This window comes from Psychrobacter sp. CoH-33_TS_01, from assembly GCF_058189395.1.
On sequence record NZ_JBVGQI010000003.1, the window covers coordinates 13,889 to 31,392 of the forward strand.

Below are 17,504 nucleotides of genomic sequence, written 5' to 3' on the forward strand. Positions count from 1 at the left end.
GAGTATAACTTATGAGTATAACGCCACCAAAATTACCGAGAGCGACGCCAAAAGTTGAGGATGATGAAATTGATCTACTGGCTTTATTAGGCGTATTACTACGCGGTTGGAAGATTGTACTGGCCTTTGCAGTGCTAGGCCTGTTATTCGGCGTGCTGTACAGCCGCTATGTTAATCCCACATACCGCGCCAACGCGCTGCTGCAGCTTGATGAAAAGTCGCTAGGTCTGTCCGCTTTAGGAGCCAATATTTCGGAGTTGGTCGCCCCTGAAGTCAGTTTGGCGCAAACCGAGCGCGAGCTCATCAAATCGCGCATGGTATTGGAGCCAGTGGTGGACTTGCTGCATCTCGATATCCAAATGGTAGATCCGCAGCAGAATGCTTTAGACAGACTTCTGCAGGCCCAAACGGCGACACCTATTCATCGCAATGATGGCGTGACGCTAGATACCGGAGATGGACCCGCTCGGGTGAGTGTGTTTGAAGTGCCGCAAGCTTATCTGAATCATACGTTTACTTTGCGAGCTACGCTATCGGGCTTTGTCCTTAGTGATGGTATTTATAACTTCCCTGGGCCGCTAGGAGAAAAGACTACCTTTAAGACTACCGCAGGGAATATCACCCTCACTGTACTGTCACTGCCTCAGGATGAGCATCCAATTCGTCTCACTAAGCAGTCGCTTCAGGCCAGCACTGATGCCTTAAACACAGCCTTATCAGTCACCGAGCGGGGCAAACAAACGGGCATTATCGAGCTAAAACTAACCGGTAGTGATCAAGAGCAAGTTCGGCGTATTCTGACCCAAATCGTCAACTCTTACGTCACGCAAAACCAAGAGCGCAGCTCTGAGCAGACGACCAACACTATTGAGTTTATGAAGTCGCAAATTCCTAAGTTAAAACAAAAGCTAGAAGCCGCAGAAGCCACTTTTAACGAATTTCGCGAAACTTACGGCACTATTGATGTCAGTAAAGAGGCCGAGCTGCTATTGACCGAGAGCTATCAGATCGAGTCACAATTAAATGAGCTCAATCTAAAGTTGGCCGAACTCAGTACTTACTATACCAATGAGCACCCGCTAGTCATTCAAATTAAGGATCAGCTCAAGGTTTTGCGCACACGGCGTAAAGAGGTCAAAAGGCTGATTGCCCGCTTACCCGAAATCCAACGCGAGTTTCTCCAGCTGTCAGAAGACATGGAGATCAATCGTGAGATTTATCTAACGATGCTCAAAAATCACGAGCAACTTAAAATTGTGCGGGCCGGCGAGATTGGTTATGTGCGCGCCATTGATTTGCCTATTAGTACTTTCAAACCAATTGCACCCAAGAAGTTACAGATTTATATTCTGTCGCTTTTGCTTGGCACCTTGCTAGGGGCGCTGCTCGTACTCTTGCGCAACTTGATGCGCAATACCGTGAAGGACCCCGAGCATCTGGAAGCTAAGACAGGGGTACCTGTGATTGCGACGGTGCCACGCTCAAGATCTTTACAGCGTCTCAGCAATAACAAGCGAGCGGGCAAGCGTTTATTGGCGCAAGTCGATCACGATGGCCTGACTTACGAAGCTATCAAGAGTCTGCGCACCTTCTTAATGTTTGGGATGCCGGCAGTACATAAGGCGGCGGGCAAAGGTAAAGTTATCTTAATTACGGGGGAGAGTCCCGGGGTAGGCAAATCTTTTATCACTGCCAATCTAGCCGAAGTGTTTGCCCATTTGGACAAAAAAGTCTTGGTGATGGATGGCGATATGCGTCTAGGTCATTTGCATAAGGTGTTTACTCTTACACCCGCGCAACAAGAGCAGGGTTTGGCGGAATACCTTGCGCCACCATCATCGCTTTCATCCACTCATTCTGATGAGCTACCACCGGATGGATTAGCCCTGACGCAGTGCATTCATCCGACCGCCTTTGACCATATAGACCTACTGCCTCGCGGTCGCCATCCCAAAAACCCGACTTCCTTACTAGCAAGTGATCGTTTTGCTGAGTTGATGGCTCAGTTAACTCCGCTGTATGACTATATTTTTATTGACTCTCCCCCAGTGTTGGTCGCGTCTGATGCCATGATTACTGCGCAGTATGCGGACAAAGTGCTGATGGTGACCCGATACAGCCATTCTATCGAAGGCCAGTTGGCTTATGTGGTCAAGCAGTTGCAAAAGGCTAATATCGAGGTTGATGGGATCATCCTCAATGACATCCGCCAAGGGGTGCTAGGCAGGTATAGCTACCACTATAGTTATGCCTATGCTCAAGAGGGCCTAAGGTAACTTGTGACTTTAAATAGAAGTTTGTAAGTACTAAGTTTAGTAACAGCTGTTAGCAACAGCAAGCAAAGAGGTTCTCTTTAATCAGCGTAAGCAGTGGTGCGATACCATGACTATGAATATAGACAGTAATGCTAATAAGCTCCACCGGCCTGAGGATAGTCTAGCTGTTTTAGAACCTCGTGCTGCCACCAGTTGGAGATACCGTGTGTCCGCTAGTTTGCTAGAGTTACCACGCTATGCTAAGCGGTGCATCTTATTAGTGAGCGATTACTTAATATCTTGTCTCTGCTTATTTCTGGCTTTATCGTTGCGCTTTGGTACGGTTGAGTCGCATATCAGTGGGATGTTGCTCAGTCTATGTGCACTGGCACCTGTACTTGGCCTTTATATGACTGGGTTTTATAAAGGCGTGACCCGCATATTCTTCGATGGAGAAATGCGCAGTGTTTTACAGCTGTTTGTCTTGCTACTAGTCGCCATTGGCGTGATTCACTATCTCGGTAGTTTGCGTGCTATTCCTCGCTCTGTGCCCGCTATGTATTTGTTCCTATTTTTCATTTGGTTATGGAGCAGTCGCTTAACCCTGCGCGAGTTGTTGGTGAATGGGCAGGAGCAACAGGAATTTCGTGGCAATAGATCGGAAAGGTGTGAAAAAGTCATCATTTATGGTGCAGGAGCAGCCGGCAAAGCTTTATACGAGGCGCTTAGGCACACCAGTCGCTACCAGGTCATAGCTTTTGTCGATGACGATTCGCGATTGACGGGCGCCCATTTGTTTAATAAGAAAATATATGCTCCCCTTGACCTGCCAGCGCTAGTAGTTAAATTCAATATAGAGCAAGTCTTCTTGGCTGTGCCTACTATGGGCCGCGCGCGCACACGCCAAATCATCGATACCCTCTCTAATATCTCTGTCAAAATCAAGAAACTACCCAGTCTAACCGAAATTGCCGATGGCAAAGTGACGGTCAGCACTTTAAGGCAAGTGGATATTTTAGACGTGCTGAATCGGCAGACAGCCGCACCAAATGCCGAGTTATTACGACAAAATATCAGCAATAAAGGGGTTTTAGTCACGGGGGCAGGCGGCTCTATTGGGAGCGAGCTGTGCCGCCAAATCCTCAAAAACCGCCCGCGCTGCTTGGTGCTATTTGAGCTATCGGAGTATGCCCTATATGCCATCCATCAGGAGCTACTAACACAGCAAGCAGCCTTACCATTAGAAGAGCGTAGCGAAATCGTAGCACTAATAGGTAATGTCACCAATGAGCACAAACTGCAAACGGTATTTGCGACGTATCACATTCAGACGGTTTATCATGCCGCCGCTTATAAACACGTGCCCATTGTGGAACAAAACCCCTTTGAAGGTGTCATCAATAATGCTAAAGGCACCTACCACTGCGCGCGCGCTGCTATTCGAGCACAAGTGACCACCTTTGTCCTAATCTCTACTGATAAAGCCGTGCGACCTACCAATATTATGGGGGCGTCCAAACGTTTGGCTGAGCTCGTCTGCCAAGCCCTAAGTTGGGAGGTTAACAAATCGGATAACGCGCTAGGTGACCACCGCACCCGTATTAGTATGGTGCGTTTCGGCAATGTATTGGGGTCGTCAGGCTCGGTAGTGCCCTTATTCACTCGGCAGATTGAGCATGGCGGGCCGATTACCGTCACGCATCCTGAGGTAACTCGGTATTTTATGACGATTCCGGAGGCTGCTAATTTGGTCATTCAAGCAGGTGCTATGGCAAAAGGGGGGGAGGTGTTCGTCTTAGATATGGGCCATTCGGTCAAGATAGTCGATTTGGCGCGGCGAATGGTGCACTTGAGTGGCTGTCAAATCAAAGATGAGGCCAACCCCCATGGTGATATCGAGATTGTCTTTAGTGGCCTACGACCAGGCGAAAAGTTGTATGAAGAGCTCATCATCGGCGAGGACAATATCGCTAGCACGCAACACCCGTTAATTAAGCAAGCTAGAGAGCACTGTTTTTCCTTGCCAGATATCGAGGAGACCTTAGAACAACTGGTACAACGGGCACAACAGGACGATATCAGCTGGCTCAAGCAGCAGTTTCGATACTTTGTGTCGGGCTATCAGCAGGCTACCGAGGTTAAGAAGCCATCTGCTGCAATAGCGACTACCGAATTGATTTAAGTGGGCGATAAATAATAACTATAAATCGATCAGCTAGAGGGATGCCATGGGAGGCATGAGAGAGATGAAACATATCAAAGAAAAAAAGGATATTAGCGATAGGCAGGATATCAATGGAAAAGATATCAATGACATCAAGATAGCCATTATCGGTCTAGGGTACGTTGGCCTGCCCTTAGCTGTCGAGTTTGGTAAGCAGCGGGCTGTACTCGGCTTTGATATTAATACCAAGCGCATCATCGAGCTGGCCTCAGGGATAGACCGCACCTTAGAGATAAGCGAGGCAGAGCTATTGTCCGCGGCACAATTACGTTTTACCTCAGATATTGAAGCACTTGCAGACTGTAATTTTTTTATCGTCACTGTGCCCACGCCCATCGATTCTTCAAAACAGCCCGATCTAAACCCACTGATTAAAGCTTCGGCAGTCATTGGCAGTGTCTTAAAAAAGGGTGACATTGTGGTCTATGAGTCGACAGTATATCCCGGCGCGACGGAGGAGGTATGTATTCCAGTATTAGAAGAGATATCTGGCTTCGTTTTTAATCAAGACTTTTATGCAGGTTATAGTCCTGAGCGGATCAACCCAGGCGATAAGGTGCATCGCGTGACCACCATTTTAAAAGTGACTGCAGGCTCTACTCCCGAAATAGCAGACCTAATCGACGATGTCTATAACTTGGTAATCACGGCAGGCACGCATAAAGCCCCGTGTATTAAGGTAGCCGAAGCTGCAAAAGTGATTGAGAACACGCAAAGAGACGTAAATATTGCTCTGATTAATGAGCTTGCGCTGATTTTTAATAAGATGAATATCGATACCGAGGCGGTATTAGCAGCAGCTGGCACCAAGTGGAATTTTTTGCCATTTCGCCCGGGGCTGGTCGGTGGCCATTGTATCGGAGTAGACCCCTATTATTTGACCCACAAAGCTCAAGCGATTGGTTATAACCCAGAGATTATATTGGCGGGTAGGCGTCTTAACGACGGCATGGGCGAGTATGTCACCACGCAATTAATTAAGACCATGATCAAAAAGCGCATTCAAGTAGAAGGCTCTAAGGTGCTGATATTGGGGCTTAGCTTTAAAGAAAACTGCCCCGATGTTCGTAATACCAAAGTTATAGATATCGTTCACGAGCTGCAGGACTATAACATTGCCGTCGATGTCTACGATCCGTGGGTGGATGGTAGCGCTGCTCAACGTGAGTATGGCATAACCCCTATTAAGGCACCGCAGCCCAATCAATATGACGGCATTATATTGGCCGTAGCCCATCAAGAGTTTGCGCAGATGCAGGTCGAAAACATCCGAGCCTTGGGAAAACAAGAGCATGTTCTGTATGACCTCAAATACTTATTTACCAAGGATAAAACGGATATTCGCTTATGACTTACGTGGCCATAAGCAGTGTTCGCAGTGATGGGTACTGTTCGTGGCTATAACTACTGGATGGCAGTAAAAAAATATCCTAAGCAACGCTTGTAATGCTAGATGCCTTATAACAATAACTTGCCCAAAAAACACAACAAAAAGGGCTATAAAAATGGAGAGTGCAGATGAGTCACTATGAGCAAGTGTGCCAGCGTCTAGTTAAAGAGCCGCAAACCTGGCTCATCACTGGGGTGGTTGGGTTTATTGGCTCTAATCTTTTAGAGACCTTATTGAAGCTTGAGCAAACCGTCATTGGCCTCGATAACTTTGCGACCGGCCAACCACAAAATTTGGAGGAAGTAGAGTCACTAGTCACTAGAGAGCAGTGGCAACGTTTTCACTTTATTGAAGGGGATATCCGCAATCTCGGTAGCTGTCGCCAAGCCTGCAAAGGAGTGGCTCATGTGGTGCATCAAGCGGCCTTAGGCTCAGTGCCCCGCTCTGTTAAAGACCCTGTCATGACGAATGCCGTCAACATCGATGGTTTTTTAAATATGCTAGTCGCCGCCCGCGATGCTGAGGTGACCAGCTTTACCTATGCGGCAAGCAGCTCAACCTATGGAGACCACCCTGCGTTACCCAAAATAGAGGCCATTATTGGGCAACCGTTATCTCCGTATGCCGTCACGAAATACGTCAATGAACTGTATGCCGAAGTCTTTGCTCGTAATTATGGCTTTGAGACTATCGGGCTCCGTTATTTTAATATCTTTGGGCAGCGTCAAGATCCGGACGGGGCTTATGCCGCAGTAATCCCTAAATGGACTGCCGCGATGATTGCTGATGAGGTGATTTATATCAATGGCGATGGGGAGACCAGCCGTGACTTTAACTTTATTGAGAATGCTGTGCAAGCCAATATCCTAGCAGCTACTACCGACAACCCGGAGGCCAAAAACCAAGTCTATAACGTGGCGGTCGGCGATAGGACCAGTCTCAATGAGCTGTTTTGTTATCTGCAATCTGCTTTGATGGAGCATGACATATCTTATGAGCTAGCGCCCATATATCGCGACTTTAGAGCGGGGGATGTGCGGCATTCGCAGGCTGATATTACGAAAGCTAATCGCTTATTGGGGTATAAGCCTCGCTATCCCATTCGTGAGGGAATTGCGCAGGCGATGAAATGGTATGTCAAGCAATATGCATGATTTTATAGCGTTATTGCATAAAGCGAAGTGGCTATTGGGCGGCAACGTACTTTTTGCTTTTTCGCAATGGCTCCTACTGATTTTATTCAGTAACTTTAGTAGCCCTGTGCAATTGGGGTATTACTCTTATGCTTTAGCTATTACCGCACCTATTTTTTTACTCAGTAATTTGCAACTTAGGCCGCTATTGATTGCAGATATCAACTTAGATAATAGGTTTCAGTTTTCACAATACTTTTCGCTCAGAGTAATCACTGTAGCACTGGCTATTATTTTATGTTTGCTGTTTATAGAGTGGCAAAACCGACTGGCTATGAGCATTTTTATGCTTGTCATTATCTTAAAGGCTTGTGAGGCGATGTCAGACATTATTTATGCCCATTACAACGCGAATAAAAAAACCGTCTTTATCAGCCAGTCGCTTACCCTGAAGTCGGCATTGCTGGTCAGCTTATCCTTTGTCGCTTTATATCTAACGCATAACCTGGTTTATTCGTTGGCCGCTACGCTAGCAGGTTATGTCTCAGTATTATTTTTGATGGATATCCGCAAGAGTAAATCCGCTTTAAAACCCCTAAAGATAGCGGATAAGCAGCTCAAGGCGTTAGCGATTATGGGCTTACCGCTAGGAGTATCTGTGATGATGATATCTTTACAAACTAATATTCCCCGATATTTTTTGGAGCGCTATTTTAGCGTTGAGTTGGTCGGAGCTTATACCATTCTTTATTATTTTTTATTGATAGGCAGCATCGTTATCGGCTCGGTTTGTCAGTATTTAAGCCCTTATTTCTCTGAATATTATCAACAGTCAAAAAAGGCTGAGCTAACGAAAGTAGTCAAACAGGCGTTAGTTATTGCCTTGGGTTTAGGGGTATCTGGCTTAGCTGTCTCGCTACCTTTACATCATTTCATTATCCAAATCATATATGGCAGTGACTATACGGAATACAGCTATTTACTGCCTTATATCATGGCAGCCGGAGTATTCACCTATTTATCGATAGTGTTTGGGTATCTGCTGACGAGCTTACAGCTGCTTAAAATACAACTGCCTATTTTTATGTTTTTAGCCGCTATGGCCCTAGTCTATAGCTATATTCTCATTCCTAAATATGGGGTGTTGGGCGCTGCTTATACGACCATCCTTTCCGCGCTGTCACAGCTGATCATTAGCGCAAGTTTAGTCGGGGTAAACATTCATAGGATGACCGCTCATGACTAAGACTGTGGTGCATGTTTTACAAGCAATGAATGTGGGAGGGGTAGAGGCTTGGCTGATGACCTTATTACGCACTACCGACCCGCAAGTCATCCAGCATGAGTTTATCGTGCATAACCAGCAGCCAGGGTTTTATGACAATGAAATCAGAAGGTTAGGAGGCAAGATACATTACTGTCCACGGCCAACTAACCCTTTGCGGCATGGGGTCAACTTATACAAGAATTTTAGGCGAATACAGCCGGATGTTGTGCACAGTCATTTGCATGCTTTTAGTGGCTGGGTGCTAGCGGTAGCCTATCTAAGCCGAGTCAAAATTAGGATAAGTCATTGCCATAGTAATGCCAATGCTCAAGACAGATCTAGGGTCTATCGCTTGTATTTTCGCTCAATGCAGGCCTTGTTAGCAATGTTTGCCACCCACCGTATAGCCGTTAGCGCGAGTGCTGCCAAAAACTTGTATGGGCGCACTTGGCAAGATAAACCAAACTGTAAGGTCTTATGTTGCGCCATAGATTTGCAGCAATACGATGTGCAGCATAAGGATGTCAGCCTAAGGCAACGCTTAGGGTTACCTGATAAAGCATTTGTCATGGGTCATGTAGGACGGTTTGAACTCCCTAAAAACCATCAGTTCCTCATTGAGGTATTTGAGGAAATTCATCAAAGAGACCCTAATGCTTATCTGGTCTTAGTAGGTGAAGGGTCGCTTAAAGCTCATATAGAGTCTCAGGTAGCCATGCTCAACTTGAGCCGTTATGTGAAGTTTTTGGGGTTACGTCAGGATGTACCCGTATTAATGTTAAGTGTATTCGACGTCTTCGTTTTTCCTTCTTTATGGGAAGGGTTGGGGTTGGTAGCAGTAGAGGCGCAAATGGCAGGTTTGCCCGTATTGGCCTCTGACCGAGTCCCTCAGGAAGCCGATTGTGGCCACCTGCAGTTTATGGCGCTAGAGAAGTCACAGTGGGTAAAAAGTCTACTGGATATCAAGGCTTACAAAGGAAAAAGATCTAATAAAAAACATCGAGTTCGATACGATTTCGCAAACTCCCCATTTGTTAAGGATAGCGCAGAGCTATATAAGATATATACCCAGTAAGACTTAATGGATGCCCTAAATCAGTACGCCAGTAATGGATAATTCATAATGAGCTTTAAGTTACAGCGTTCCGACTTGGTTATAGTTATCTACCTGCTATTTATTATGGTATTGGGTTTAAATCCGCACAATCAAGAATTTGTCATTAAAGGCTTACCCATATATCTAAAAGAAATAACCATTGTGGTCTTTTATAGCCTGTCTTTTATATTGTTGTTTTTACTGCGCCGAGTAAGAATTAAGAGAATAATAATATTACCCGTAATTTTATTTTTATATGCTTACCTTACTACTATATTTAGAGAGTATGACTTAGCGTTCTCTTATATTTTTTACCCTCTATTTTTATACTTAGTTTCCTTACTGGTGTCGTACCTTTATTTTATTAATATTGTAGATTATAAGCGGTTTTTATATTTACTCTCGCTATTGCTGGTATTGATTAGTTTGGTCTATGCTTTCTATTTCCCTCTAGGGGATAGTGGCTATAATCGCTTAAAAGGACCACTGGGCAATGCAGCCTCTATTCATGTCATGATTTTATTATGCATATCCGTATTTGCTGCTAATTTATGGAGTGGTTATGGCAGTAAGAATATTAATTTAATTTTTATCGTCATATCTATATTTTTAATTATATTGACAGGCTCTAGGTCAGCATTATTGGGGCTATTGCTTTTTGGGCTTATATTTCTAATTCGCGATATTACCTTTAAGAAGGTGTTTTTATTTGCTCTATTGTCTATAGCTACTGTCTTTATTTTCAATAATTTCTTCGCAGTTGAGCGGATTAGTATTGAGGATTATAGTCGGACCGAGAACCTGAGCACTTCGTTAAAGATATTCTCGCTAGACTGGGGCAATATAATTTTTGGTAGTGGTTATGGCACAGTATGGCAATGGTATATTCAAGACACTACCCATAGAAATATCGTGCAATACAGCTTGATACTTAATCAACAGGGTTACCTGCTCTATCATCCCCATTCCTTGATTTTATGGGCTTTGACAGAGTTGGGACTGATTGGCTTGACGATAGTGGCTTATATATTTTTACCCATTTTCCGTAATTTTATGCGAGTTAAAGACAGTTATATTCGCATCATAATTTTTGGCGTTATTAGTACTTTACCCAGTTTTCTATTTGATTTTTTTTGGTTGAAGAACTGGTCTATTAGCTTAATTTGGTGGCTGTTCTATTTTTATGGTACGCAAAAGTTTTTTGATGCTACTGGGAATACTAAAGTGCAAGATTTTTAAAAAATCATGAGTATTTGTTATTTGTTATTGGTTGTAATTTTAAGTGTTAATGATTAGCTTTCTAATCGATGGTTGTTAATTGGTGGTTATTGATGAGCATCTAGTAATTAAAAAATCTTAGTAAGGAGAAGGCTTTAAATAGTAATCATAAAGTAGATGAAGTGAGCTAAATAGTTTTATCGCAATAGAATATATCAGAAGTATTATTCCTTTATTAAGCCTTCGGGCTTGGGATATACGGATTATGAAGAGCTATTCTTTAAACTGTTTGTATGTGCACGATCATAAATTTAAAAAAAATGCCCAGCACTTCTATTCTGAAGGCAACATGAGCGACGCCGTATTTTCACGCTATGTTCCAGTGGATAGTAAGCTAACAATCATCAGTAGGATGAGTGAAGTGGCGGATTGGAGCAACTTATCGCAGCTCACTTTGCCCAACCTTAAATTTTTACCTGTGAAAGGCCTGTCTTTTTACAAAGCCTTTACGGCCTACCTATTGCCTAACACGCAACTGGTGATGGCTGAGGTGACGAACTCCGATTTTCTTGTGGTGCGGCTGCCCAGCTTTTTGGGCATTTATGTACTCTCTATCAATCTGTTATTTAGGAAGCGACACTTCATTGAAGTGGTGGGAGATGTACAGGAAGCTCTGTTAAGCGCTAAAGTAAAACCGGGGCTAACTTATCAGGCCTTTACCCAAGTTATGCAGTTTCTGAATGGCTATTTTATAAAACGAGCGGACGGGGTCATTTATGTGACCGAGCATGCGCTACAAGGAAAATATCCTACCCAAGGTCTCACCAGTTATGCTTCTAATGTCGAAGTATCTGTCAAAGACCGAGAGCTTAAGCCAACCGACTATGAGGTGAAAAATACCGTCTTTAAGATCGGTCTTATTGGTTCATTTAATAACCCTTATAAAGGCCTTCATGAGGCCATTACCGCAGTCAAAATTATTAGAGATAAAGGTTATGAAGCTCGCCTGCATATCTTAGGGTCGGGTTCGCTACAAAGCCACTATGAGACGGTCGCAGAAACGCTAGGCGTATCAGACTGTATTTATTTTGATGGGGTGCTTGAAGGTGGCGATGCGGTATTGTCTTGGTTGGGAACGCTAGATTTATACCTGCAACCTAGCTATAGCGAAGGGTTGCCGCGTGCGCTTATTGAAGCTATGAGTGTGGGCTTGCCGGCAGTGGCCACTCAAGTCGGCGGCGTGCCCGAATTAATGCCGCAACAGCACCTAATACCGCCACGCGATACGCCCGCACTAGCCGATCAGATTGCCGCTTTTATGCAGTCGGTGGCCTTACGTTATCAAGCCGGTCAGCAGAATTATCAAACGGCCCAGCACTATGATCAACAACTCTTAGCGGAGCGGCGTGCTGAGTTTTGGCAGCAAGCTCGTCAATTAGCCCTGCAGGATGCGCGCAAAAACTTCTTACTTTTTGCCAGTTATTTGCCCTCGGTCTTAAAATTTCGCCGCAATTTACTCGAGACTATCGCTGACAGCGGCTATAACATCCATATCTTTGCTCCCGATTTGGCCGACTATCCTGAAGATTATCAAGTCTTAAGCGACCTAGGCTATGACGTGCGGTCGATTCCTATGCAGCGTACCGGTACCAATCCTTTGGCCGATTTGCGCACCTTCCTAACGACGTATCGATTATTACGCAAGCTCCAGCCGGACCATATGCTGGCGTATACCATTAAACCGGTCATTTATGGCACGTTGGCCGCTTGGCTAGCACGGGTACCCAATCGCTATGTGCTGATTACGGGGGTAGGTTATGTGTTTATGTCGGCTGCGGGTTCGCGCCAACGTCGTCTTTTCAAACGTCTGGTTCACGGGTTGTACCGAAAGGCCTTAGCTTTAGCCGATAAGATATTTTTTCAAAATCCTGATGACCTAGCCCTATTTCAAGCGTTGCAATTAATCCAACCGGAGACCGCTACAGAGGTAGTCAATGGCTCAGGAATTGATGTGGCTGAATTTTCAGTTATGCCATTCCCGCGAGATGAGAACGGAGAGGTTAAACCCAAGTTTCTCTTGATTGCTCGTCTGCTGAAGGATAAAGGGGTGGCGGAGTATGTCGAGGCGGCCAAACGCATAAAATCGGAGCATCCAGAGGCTGAGTTTCATCTGGTGGGGTGGATAGATGAGAACCCCACAGCAATCAGTCCACAGCAACTAGAATCTTGGGTGGCGCAAGACCTCGTAACCTATTGGGGCAAGCTGAGTGATGTGCGCACTGCAATCTCGGCCTGCTCAGCTTATGTCCTGCCGTCCTATCGTGAAGGCACTCCGCATACAGTGCTTGAGGCGATGGCGATGGGCCGGCCTGTTATTACCACTGATGTGCCAGGGTGCCGAGAGACGGTAATTGATGGCGATAATGGCTATCTCGTGCCCGTGCGCGCGGTCGATGAATTGGTGGCGGCGATGCGTAAATTCATTCAACAACCTCATCTATATCAACGGATGGGCGCCGCATCGAGGCGACTGGCCTTGGCCAAATACGATGTGCATAAAGTCAATAACCGTCTGATTACTGCTATGAATTTGGAGTGAAGTTTCATGATGAAAAGATTGTTCAATTTGCCACTCATAAAATGTCGTCGGTCTCCCCATGATACCAGTAGGGAGCCCGCCTCTGAGATGCCACCAAAGCGGCTTAAACGCGGGTTAGATATCGCCGCGGCCAGTGCGGGGTTACTCGTTTTATCGCCACTATGTGTCGTGATTGCTTATAAAGTTAAACGCAATCTGGGATCGCCAGTCCTATTTTGGCAGGAGCGCCCAGGCTTACATGGCCAACCCTTCAAAATGGTGAAGTTTCGCTCGATGACCGATAGGGTCGATGAGCAAGGGGAGCTACTGCCCGATAGCGCGCGCCTTACCCCCTTTGGTCAATGGCTGCGCAGTACTAGCTTGGACGAGCTGCCCGAGTTGTGGAATGTCCTTAAAGGTGAGATGAGTTTGGTAGGTCCGCGTCCGCTACTGATGGAATATCTGCCGCGTTATAACGCAGTGCAGGCACGGCGGCATCTAGTGCGACCGGGGATTACAGGTCTAGCGCAGGTCAATGGTCGTAATGGCATCAGTTGGGACGAAAAGTTTGCCCTCGATACGTGGTATGTCGACCATCAGTCGCTGTGGTTAGATAGTAAAATATTGGCCAAGACGGTATGGCAAGTCCTTACTAAACAAAATATCAATGACAGTAACGGCAACATTATGGCCAAGTTTGGGCTGCCCGAGAAGGAGAACTCTCATGTCGTCACTTAGCGTCTGCTTTAAAGCGATTGATAGCGCTTGGGACCAAGAGGTCAAAAATTATCCCATTGATGTCTACCATCTGAGCGGTTGGTTGAGCGCTTCCTCCATTATCGATAAGGGCCAACCGCAGGGCATTATGGTCAGCTATAACCATAAAAAAATGTTTTATCCTATTATTATAAGAGAGATTGCTAGTGCTACTGGGGCAGGAGTTACGGGGTGGGATGCCACCTCTACTTATGGTTATGGTGGCCCTATAGTGGATGAATCGCTGAGCCAGACAGATATTAATATTATGATGCAAGCCGCCGCTGACTTTCTCTGTGAGCAAGGCTGTGTCTCTTGGTTTATCCGCTTGCACCCTATCCTCAATAAGGACTGGAATGTTGATGTGGGGCAAACCATCCAGCATGGTCCGACTTTAGTCTCTGATTTGACGAAATCAGCGGATGAGCATTGGCAGGAAACCCAGAATCGCCATCGCCGCGGTATCAAGAAAGCATTAAAGGCAGAAGTGGTCACCAAAATAGAAACGCTATCGCCAGATAATGTGCAAGTCTTTAGCGGGATTTATAACGAGACTATGACGAGTGTCGCGGCCAATGAGTACTACTTTTTTGATGAGTGCTATTTTCAGCAGCTGTGTCGACAACTGCCACAACGACTGCTACTGATTACGGCCAATAAAGACGATAGTGCGATTGCGTCGTCCATCTATACCACTTGTGAGCAGACAGGGATTATGCAATTTCATTTGGGTGGCACCTTGGAGGCAGGCAGGCAATGGCAACCTTCGAAATTGATTACCCATGTCGCGAGAGGCTGGGGGAGGGAGGCGGGATATCAGTTTTTACATCTGGGGGGCGGAGTCGGCACCAATCAAGACTCACTCTACGAGTATAAAAAAGGCTTCAGTTCAAACGAGCTGGTGTTTAAAACGCATAGGATTATTACCAATCCTAAAAAATATCAGGCTTTAATCAAGGCCGCTGAGCATATCGATGATGAGTCAGCATCTGATTTTTTTCCGCTATATAGAAAGCCCGCTTAACTCATAAGCGAGGTTTGAGCATTAAGAAGAGGTAACGTAACAGAGGTCCCAGAGGTCGATGCTGTAAGGGCAAGTATAATCGTCATGCCATTTTAGAGGTAACGTATTCTATGAGTGGCGGTTATAACCTTGCAGCTATGACTTATTCACCCTAGCTTTATAGAGCAGTAGGGAATTTATCATGCTAAATACTTCATTTCACCCTTGGCCTAGCTTTACTCGACAGGAAGCCGAAGCAGTCAGTCAAGTGCTGTTGTCTAACAAGGTCAATTATTGGACAGGACGGCAAGGTCGTCAGTTTGAACAAGAATTTGCGCGTTGGTCGGATAGTGACTATGCCATCGCTTTGGCTAATGGTACGGTCGCTCTCGATGTGGCACTCCATGCGTTGGACCTCAATATTGAGGATGAAGTGGTTGTGACACCGCGCACTTTTTTAGCCAGTGTCTCTAGTGTGGTCAATGCGGGCGCGACGCCTATTTTTGCCGATGTCGATGCCGATAGTGGCAATATCACTGCTGCGACTATCCGAGCGGTCTTAACGGAAAACACTCGCGCTATTATTTGTGTGCATTTAGCCGGCTGGCCCTGTGAGATGCAAGCCATTATGGCTTTAGCCGATGAGCATAATTTATACGTTATCGAAGACTGCGCACAAGCACATGGCGCGCGCTATAAAGGCTTAAGCGTTGGTAGTATTGGCCATATTGGTGCTTGGAGTTTTTGCCAAGATAAAATTATGACTACGGGTGGTGAAGGCGGCATGGTGACCACGAGCGATGAGCGGCTATGGCGTAAGATGTGGGCCTTTAAGGACCACGGTAAAAGTTATGCCGCAGTCTATGAAAAGCCCCACCCACCCGGCTACCGTTGGCTGCACGAGAGCTTTGGCACCAATGCGCGGCTTAGCGAGATGCAGTCCGCTATCGGACGGATTCAACTTAGAAGAATGCTAGACTGGACGACCAAACGTACGACTAATGCGCAGACCATTTTAGCCGCTTGTGAGCCATGGGCGGATAAAGGCTATCTGCGCGTACCTAAGATAGTGGTGGCAGAGCCCTTTGCAGATGCAGTACATGCTTACTATAAACTGTATGTGTATGTACAACCGGAAAACTTGCCGGCAGGCTGGTCGCGAGCTCGTATTATCCAAGCTATTACCGAGCAAGGGGTACCTTGCTATTCAGGTTCGGCATCGGAAGTATATTTGGAAAAGGCTTTTGAGGATACCGGCTTACGACCACAGCAAAGATTGCCAGTTGCTAAGCAATTGGGGGAGACCAGCTTGATGTTTTTGGTACATCCGACCCTGACACCTGCAGAGATTGCCCAAACAGTTGCAGCTATAAATGTGGTGTTCGAAGCCGTTGCAAGCTCCATCAAACCGCTCTACGAGAAAACTTCGCCTGATACTCCTTTGGTGTCAGCTCAGTCGCGCGTTTAAACAAACGTGTAAACGAAGACAAATCGCTATAACCGACCTGATCTGCTAAAGATTTGATTGAGACTTCGCCGGACTCTAATAGCCGCTTGGCCTGCTCAATCCGAACTGCCTGAATATATTCGATAGGGCGCATGGCTACGCAGGATTGAAAGCGCCGATTTAGGGTACGGGGGGTGACATTAATCATAGCAGCTAACTCATTAACCTGAATAGCATTTCGGAAGTGGCTTTCAATATAACTCTGCACTTGTTTAATGAGCGTATCGGAGTGCGGCTTATGCAGGGTGACGTTGGTGTAGCTGTTTTGATTACCCCGTTTGCTATCGATAATCTGTGTCTTGGCCACTTGGGTCGAGATTTCACGACCGCAATAGCGCTCAATTAATAATAGCGCTAGCTCGTAAAAGGCACTACCACCAGCGGCGCAAAAAATATTACCCGATTGGGTAACAAACTGATTGTCTTGCAACTCTACCAATGGGTAGTCTGCCTTAAATTTATTAGCATAGCCCCAGTGTGTCGTGGCGATCTTGCCATCGAGAAGACTGGCTTCAGCGAGTAAAAATGCCCCGCTACAGTTGCTAGCTATATCGGTTTGTGCCGCCGCCAAACGTTGTAGGTGCGGCAATAAGCTCTGGTTTTGCTGCAATACCTTATCAATAGAATCACCAATGGTGGGAATCAATAATAAATCACAGTCCTTCACCGCCTCTATTGCACAGTGCGCCTGCATAATCAGGCGATTGCTACAACGAATATCTGCACCGCCTAAGCTGGCAATTTGCACATTAAATTTGGGTGTTACTGCTTGCCCTAAAAATCGCTGCCAACTTACTCCCGTAAATGAAAACAAGTCTAAAGCGCCGGTTAGAGCGCTGCCTAGCACGCCATTAAACCCCAGTACGATCACCTTAAAAGGGTGTTGTTCTGTCATTAGTGCCAATTCCTTTAAAAAATTTCACTTGTTACTCACTAATAGGGAACCTGCGGTAAGGACCTTATTTGTGATAGGGATTACCTGATAACTTTAGCTTAATAAGTTTTAATCGAGTTAAACCATAAGAATTAAATGTCAGTTATGCCCTTAATTATGTCATAAATGACAATGGGATGTCG

The 17,504-nt window shown here is 45.7% G+C and carries 12 protein-coding genes and 1 pseudogene; 12 read left to right on the plus strand and 1 reads right to left on the minus strand.

All coding sequences use genetic code 11. From position 1 onward, the window contains the following. The first annotated feature begins 11 nt into the window (after positions 1 to 11). The 12 genes and pseudogenes from ACZ2XM_RS05940 (at position 12) to ACZ2XM_RS05995 (ending at position 16,388) form a co-directional block, all read left to right on the plus strand. Entirely contained in the window at positions 12 to 2,276 is a 2,265-nt protein-coding gene (locus ACZ2XM_RS05940; RefSeq protein WP_490587483.1) for a polysaccharide biosynthesis tyrosine autokinase, read from the plus strand. A 388-nt stretch (positions 2,277 to 2,664) separates the two neighbouring features. Then, positions 2,665 to 4,437, plus strand: a complete 1,773-nt coding sequence (locus ACZ2XM_RS05945) for a polysaccharide biosynthesis protein (protein ID WP_490587484.1) — start codon at positions 2,665 to 2,667, stop codon at positions 4,435 to 4,437. 64 nt (positions 4,438 to 4,501) lie between these two features. Next, complete coding sequence (tviB, locus tag ACZ2XM_RS05950) at positions 4,502 to 5,830, plus strand: Vi polysaccharide biosynthesis UDP-N-acetylglucosamine C-6 dehydrogenase TviB (RefSeq protein ID WP_490587485.1); 1,329 nt, start codon at positions 4,502 to 4,504, stop codon at positions 5,828 to 5,830. Between the two features lie 167 nt (positions 5,831 to 5,997). After that, positions 5,998 to 7,023 (plus strand): NAD-dependent epimerase/dehydratase family protein, encoded by a 1,026-nt coding sequence (locus ACZ2XM_RS05955; RefSeq protein WP_490587486.1) that lies wholly within the window; start codon positions 5,998 to 6,000, stop codon positions 7,021 to 7,023. Continuing rightward, positions 7,004 to 8,248, plus strand: a complete 1,245-nt coding sequence (locus ACZ2XM_RS05960; protein WP_490587487.1) for an oligosaccharide flippase family protein — start codon at positions 7,004 to 7,006, stop codon at positions 8,246 to 8,248. Before ACZ2XM_RS05955 ends, ACZ2XM_RS05960 begins: the two co-directional genes overlap by 20 nt. Beyond that, on the plus strand, positions 8,241 to 9,344 hold the full coding sequence (locus ACZ2XM_RS05965) for a glycosyltransferase (protein ID WP_490587488.1): 1,104 nt from the start codon (positions 8,241 to 8,243) through the stop codon (positions 9,342 to 9,344). Before ACZ2XM_RS05960 ends, ACZ2XM_RS05965 begins: the two co-directional genes overlap by 8 nt. A 48-nt stretch (positions 9,345 to 9,392) precedes the next feature. Then, positions 9,393 to 10,604, plus strand: a complete 1,212-nt coding sequence (locus ACZ2XM_RS05970) for an O-antigen ligase family protein (RefSeq protein ID WP_490587489.1) — start codon at positions 9,393 to 9,395, stop codon at positions 10,602 to 10,604. 706 nt (positions 10,605 to 11,310) lie between these two features. Then, positions 11,311 to 11,937, plus strand: a pseudogene (locus ACZ2XM_RS05975) (glycosyltransferase); the annotation flags it as partial. 87 nt (positions 11,938 to 12,024) lie between these two features. Continuing rightward, a complete protein-coding gene (locus ACZ2XM_RS05980; RefSeq protein ID WP_490587854.1) occupies positions 12,025 to 13,182 on the plus strand; it encodes a glycosyltransferase family 4 protein in 1,158 nt (385 codons plus the stop codon). An 87-nt stretch (positions 13,183 to 13,269) separates the two neighbouring features. Beyond that, complete coding sequence (locus tag ACZ2XM_RS05985; protein WP_490587490.1) at positions 13,270 to 13,899, plus strand: sugar transferase; 630 nt, start codon at positions 13,270 to 13,272, stop codon at positions 13,897 to 13,899. Then, a complete protein-coding gene (locus ACZ2XM_RS05990) occupies positions 13,886 to 14,941 on the plus strand; it encodes a GNAT family N-acetyltransferase (RefSeq protein ID WP_490587491.1) in 1,056 nt (351 codons plus the stop codon). The genes ACZ2XM_RS05985 and ACZ2XM_RS05990 overlap by 14 nt, the downstream gene beginning before the upstream one ends. 181 nt (positions 14,942 to 15,122) lie before the next feature. Further along, positions 15,123 to 16,388, plus strand: coding sequence for a DegT/DnrJ/EryC1/StrS family aminotransferase (locus tag ACZ2XM_RS05995; protein ID WP_490587492.1), 1,266 nt, complete (start codon positions 15,123 to 15,125; stop codon positions 16,386 to 16,388). Here ACZ2XM_RS05995 and ACZ2XM_RS06000 read toward each other — a convergent pair. Then, on the minus strand, positions 16,324 to 17,322 hold the full coding sequence (locus ACZ2XM_RS06000; protein ID WP_490587493.1) for a GlxA family transcriptional regulator: 999 nt from the start codon (positions 17,320 to 17,322) through the stop codon (positions 16,324 to 16,326). The genes ACZ2XM_RS05995 and ACZ2XM_RS06000 overlap by 65 nt on opposite strands. Between the last annotated feature and the right edge of the window lie 182 nt (positions 17,323 to 17,504).

Coding starts and splice junctions, on each gene's coding strand:
- ACZ2XM_RS05955 (WP_490587486.1), top strand. CDS start 5,998: ATGAGTCACTATGAGCAAGTGTGCCAGCGTCTAGTTAAAGAGCCGCAA.
- tviB (WP_490587485.1), top strand. CDS start 4,502: ATGAAACATATCAAAGAAAAAAAGGATATTAGCGATAGGCAGGATATC.
- ACZ2XM_RS06000 (WP_490587493.1), bottom strand. CDS start 17,322: ATGACAGAACAACACCCTTTTAAGGTGATCGTACTGGGGTTTAATGGC.
- ACZ2XM_RS05965 (WP_490587488.1), top strand. CDS start 8,241: ATGACTAAGACTGTGGTGCATGTTTTACAAGCAATGAATGTGGGAGGG.
- ACZ2XM_RS05990 (WP_490587491.1), top strand. CDS start 13,886: ATGTCGTCACTTAGCGTCTGCTTTAAAGCGATTGATAGCGCTTGGGAC.
- ACZ2XM_RS05945 (WP_490587484.1), top strand. CDS start 2,665: ATGACTGGGTTTTATAAAGGCGTGACCCGCATATTCTTCGATGGAGAA.
- ACZ2XM_RS05970 (WP_490587489.1), top strand. CDS start 9,393: ATGAGCTTTAAGTTACAGCGTTCCGACTTGGTTATAGTTATCTACCTG.
- ACZ2XM_RS05960 (WP_490587487.1), top strand. CDS start 7,004: ATGTCAAGCAATATGCATGATTTTATAGCGTTATTGCATAAAGCGAAG.
- ACZ2XM_RS05940 (WP_490587483.1), top strand. CDS start 12: ATGAGTATAACGCCACCAAAATTACCGAGAGCGACGCCAAAAGTTGAG.
- ACZ2XM_RS05985 (WP_490587490.1), top strand. CDS start 13,270: ATGCCACCAAAGCGGCTTAAACGCGGGTTAGATATCGCCGCGGCCAGT.
- ACZ2XM_RS05995 (WP_490587492.1), top strand. CDS start 15,123: ATGCTAAATACTTCATTTCACCCTTGGCCTAGCTTTACTCGACAGGAA.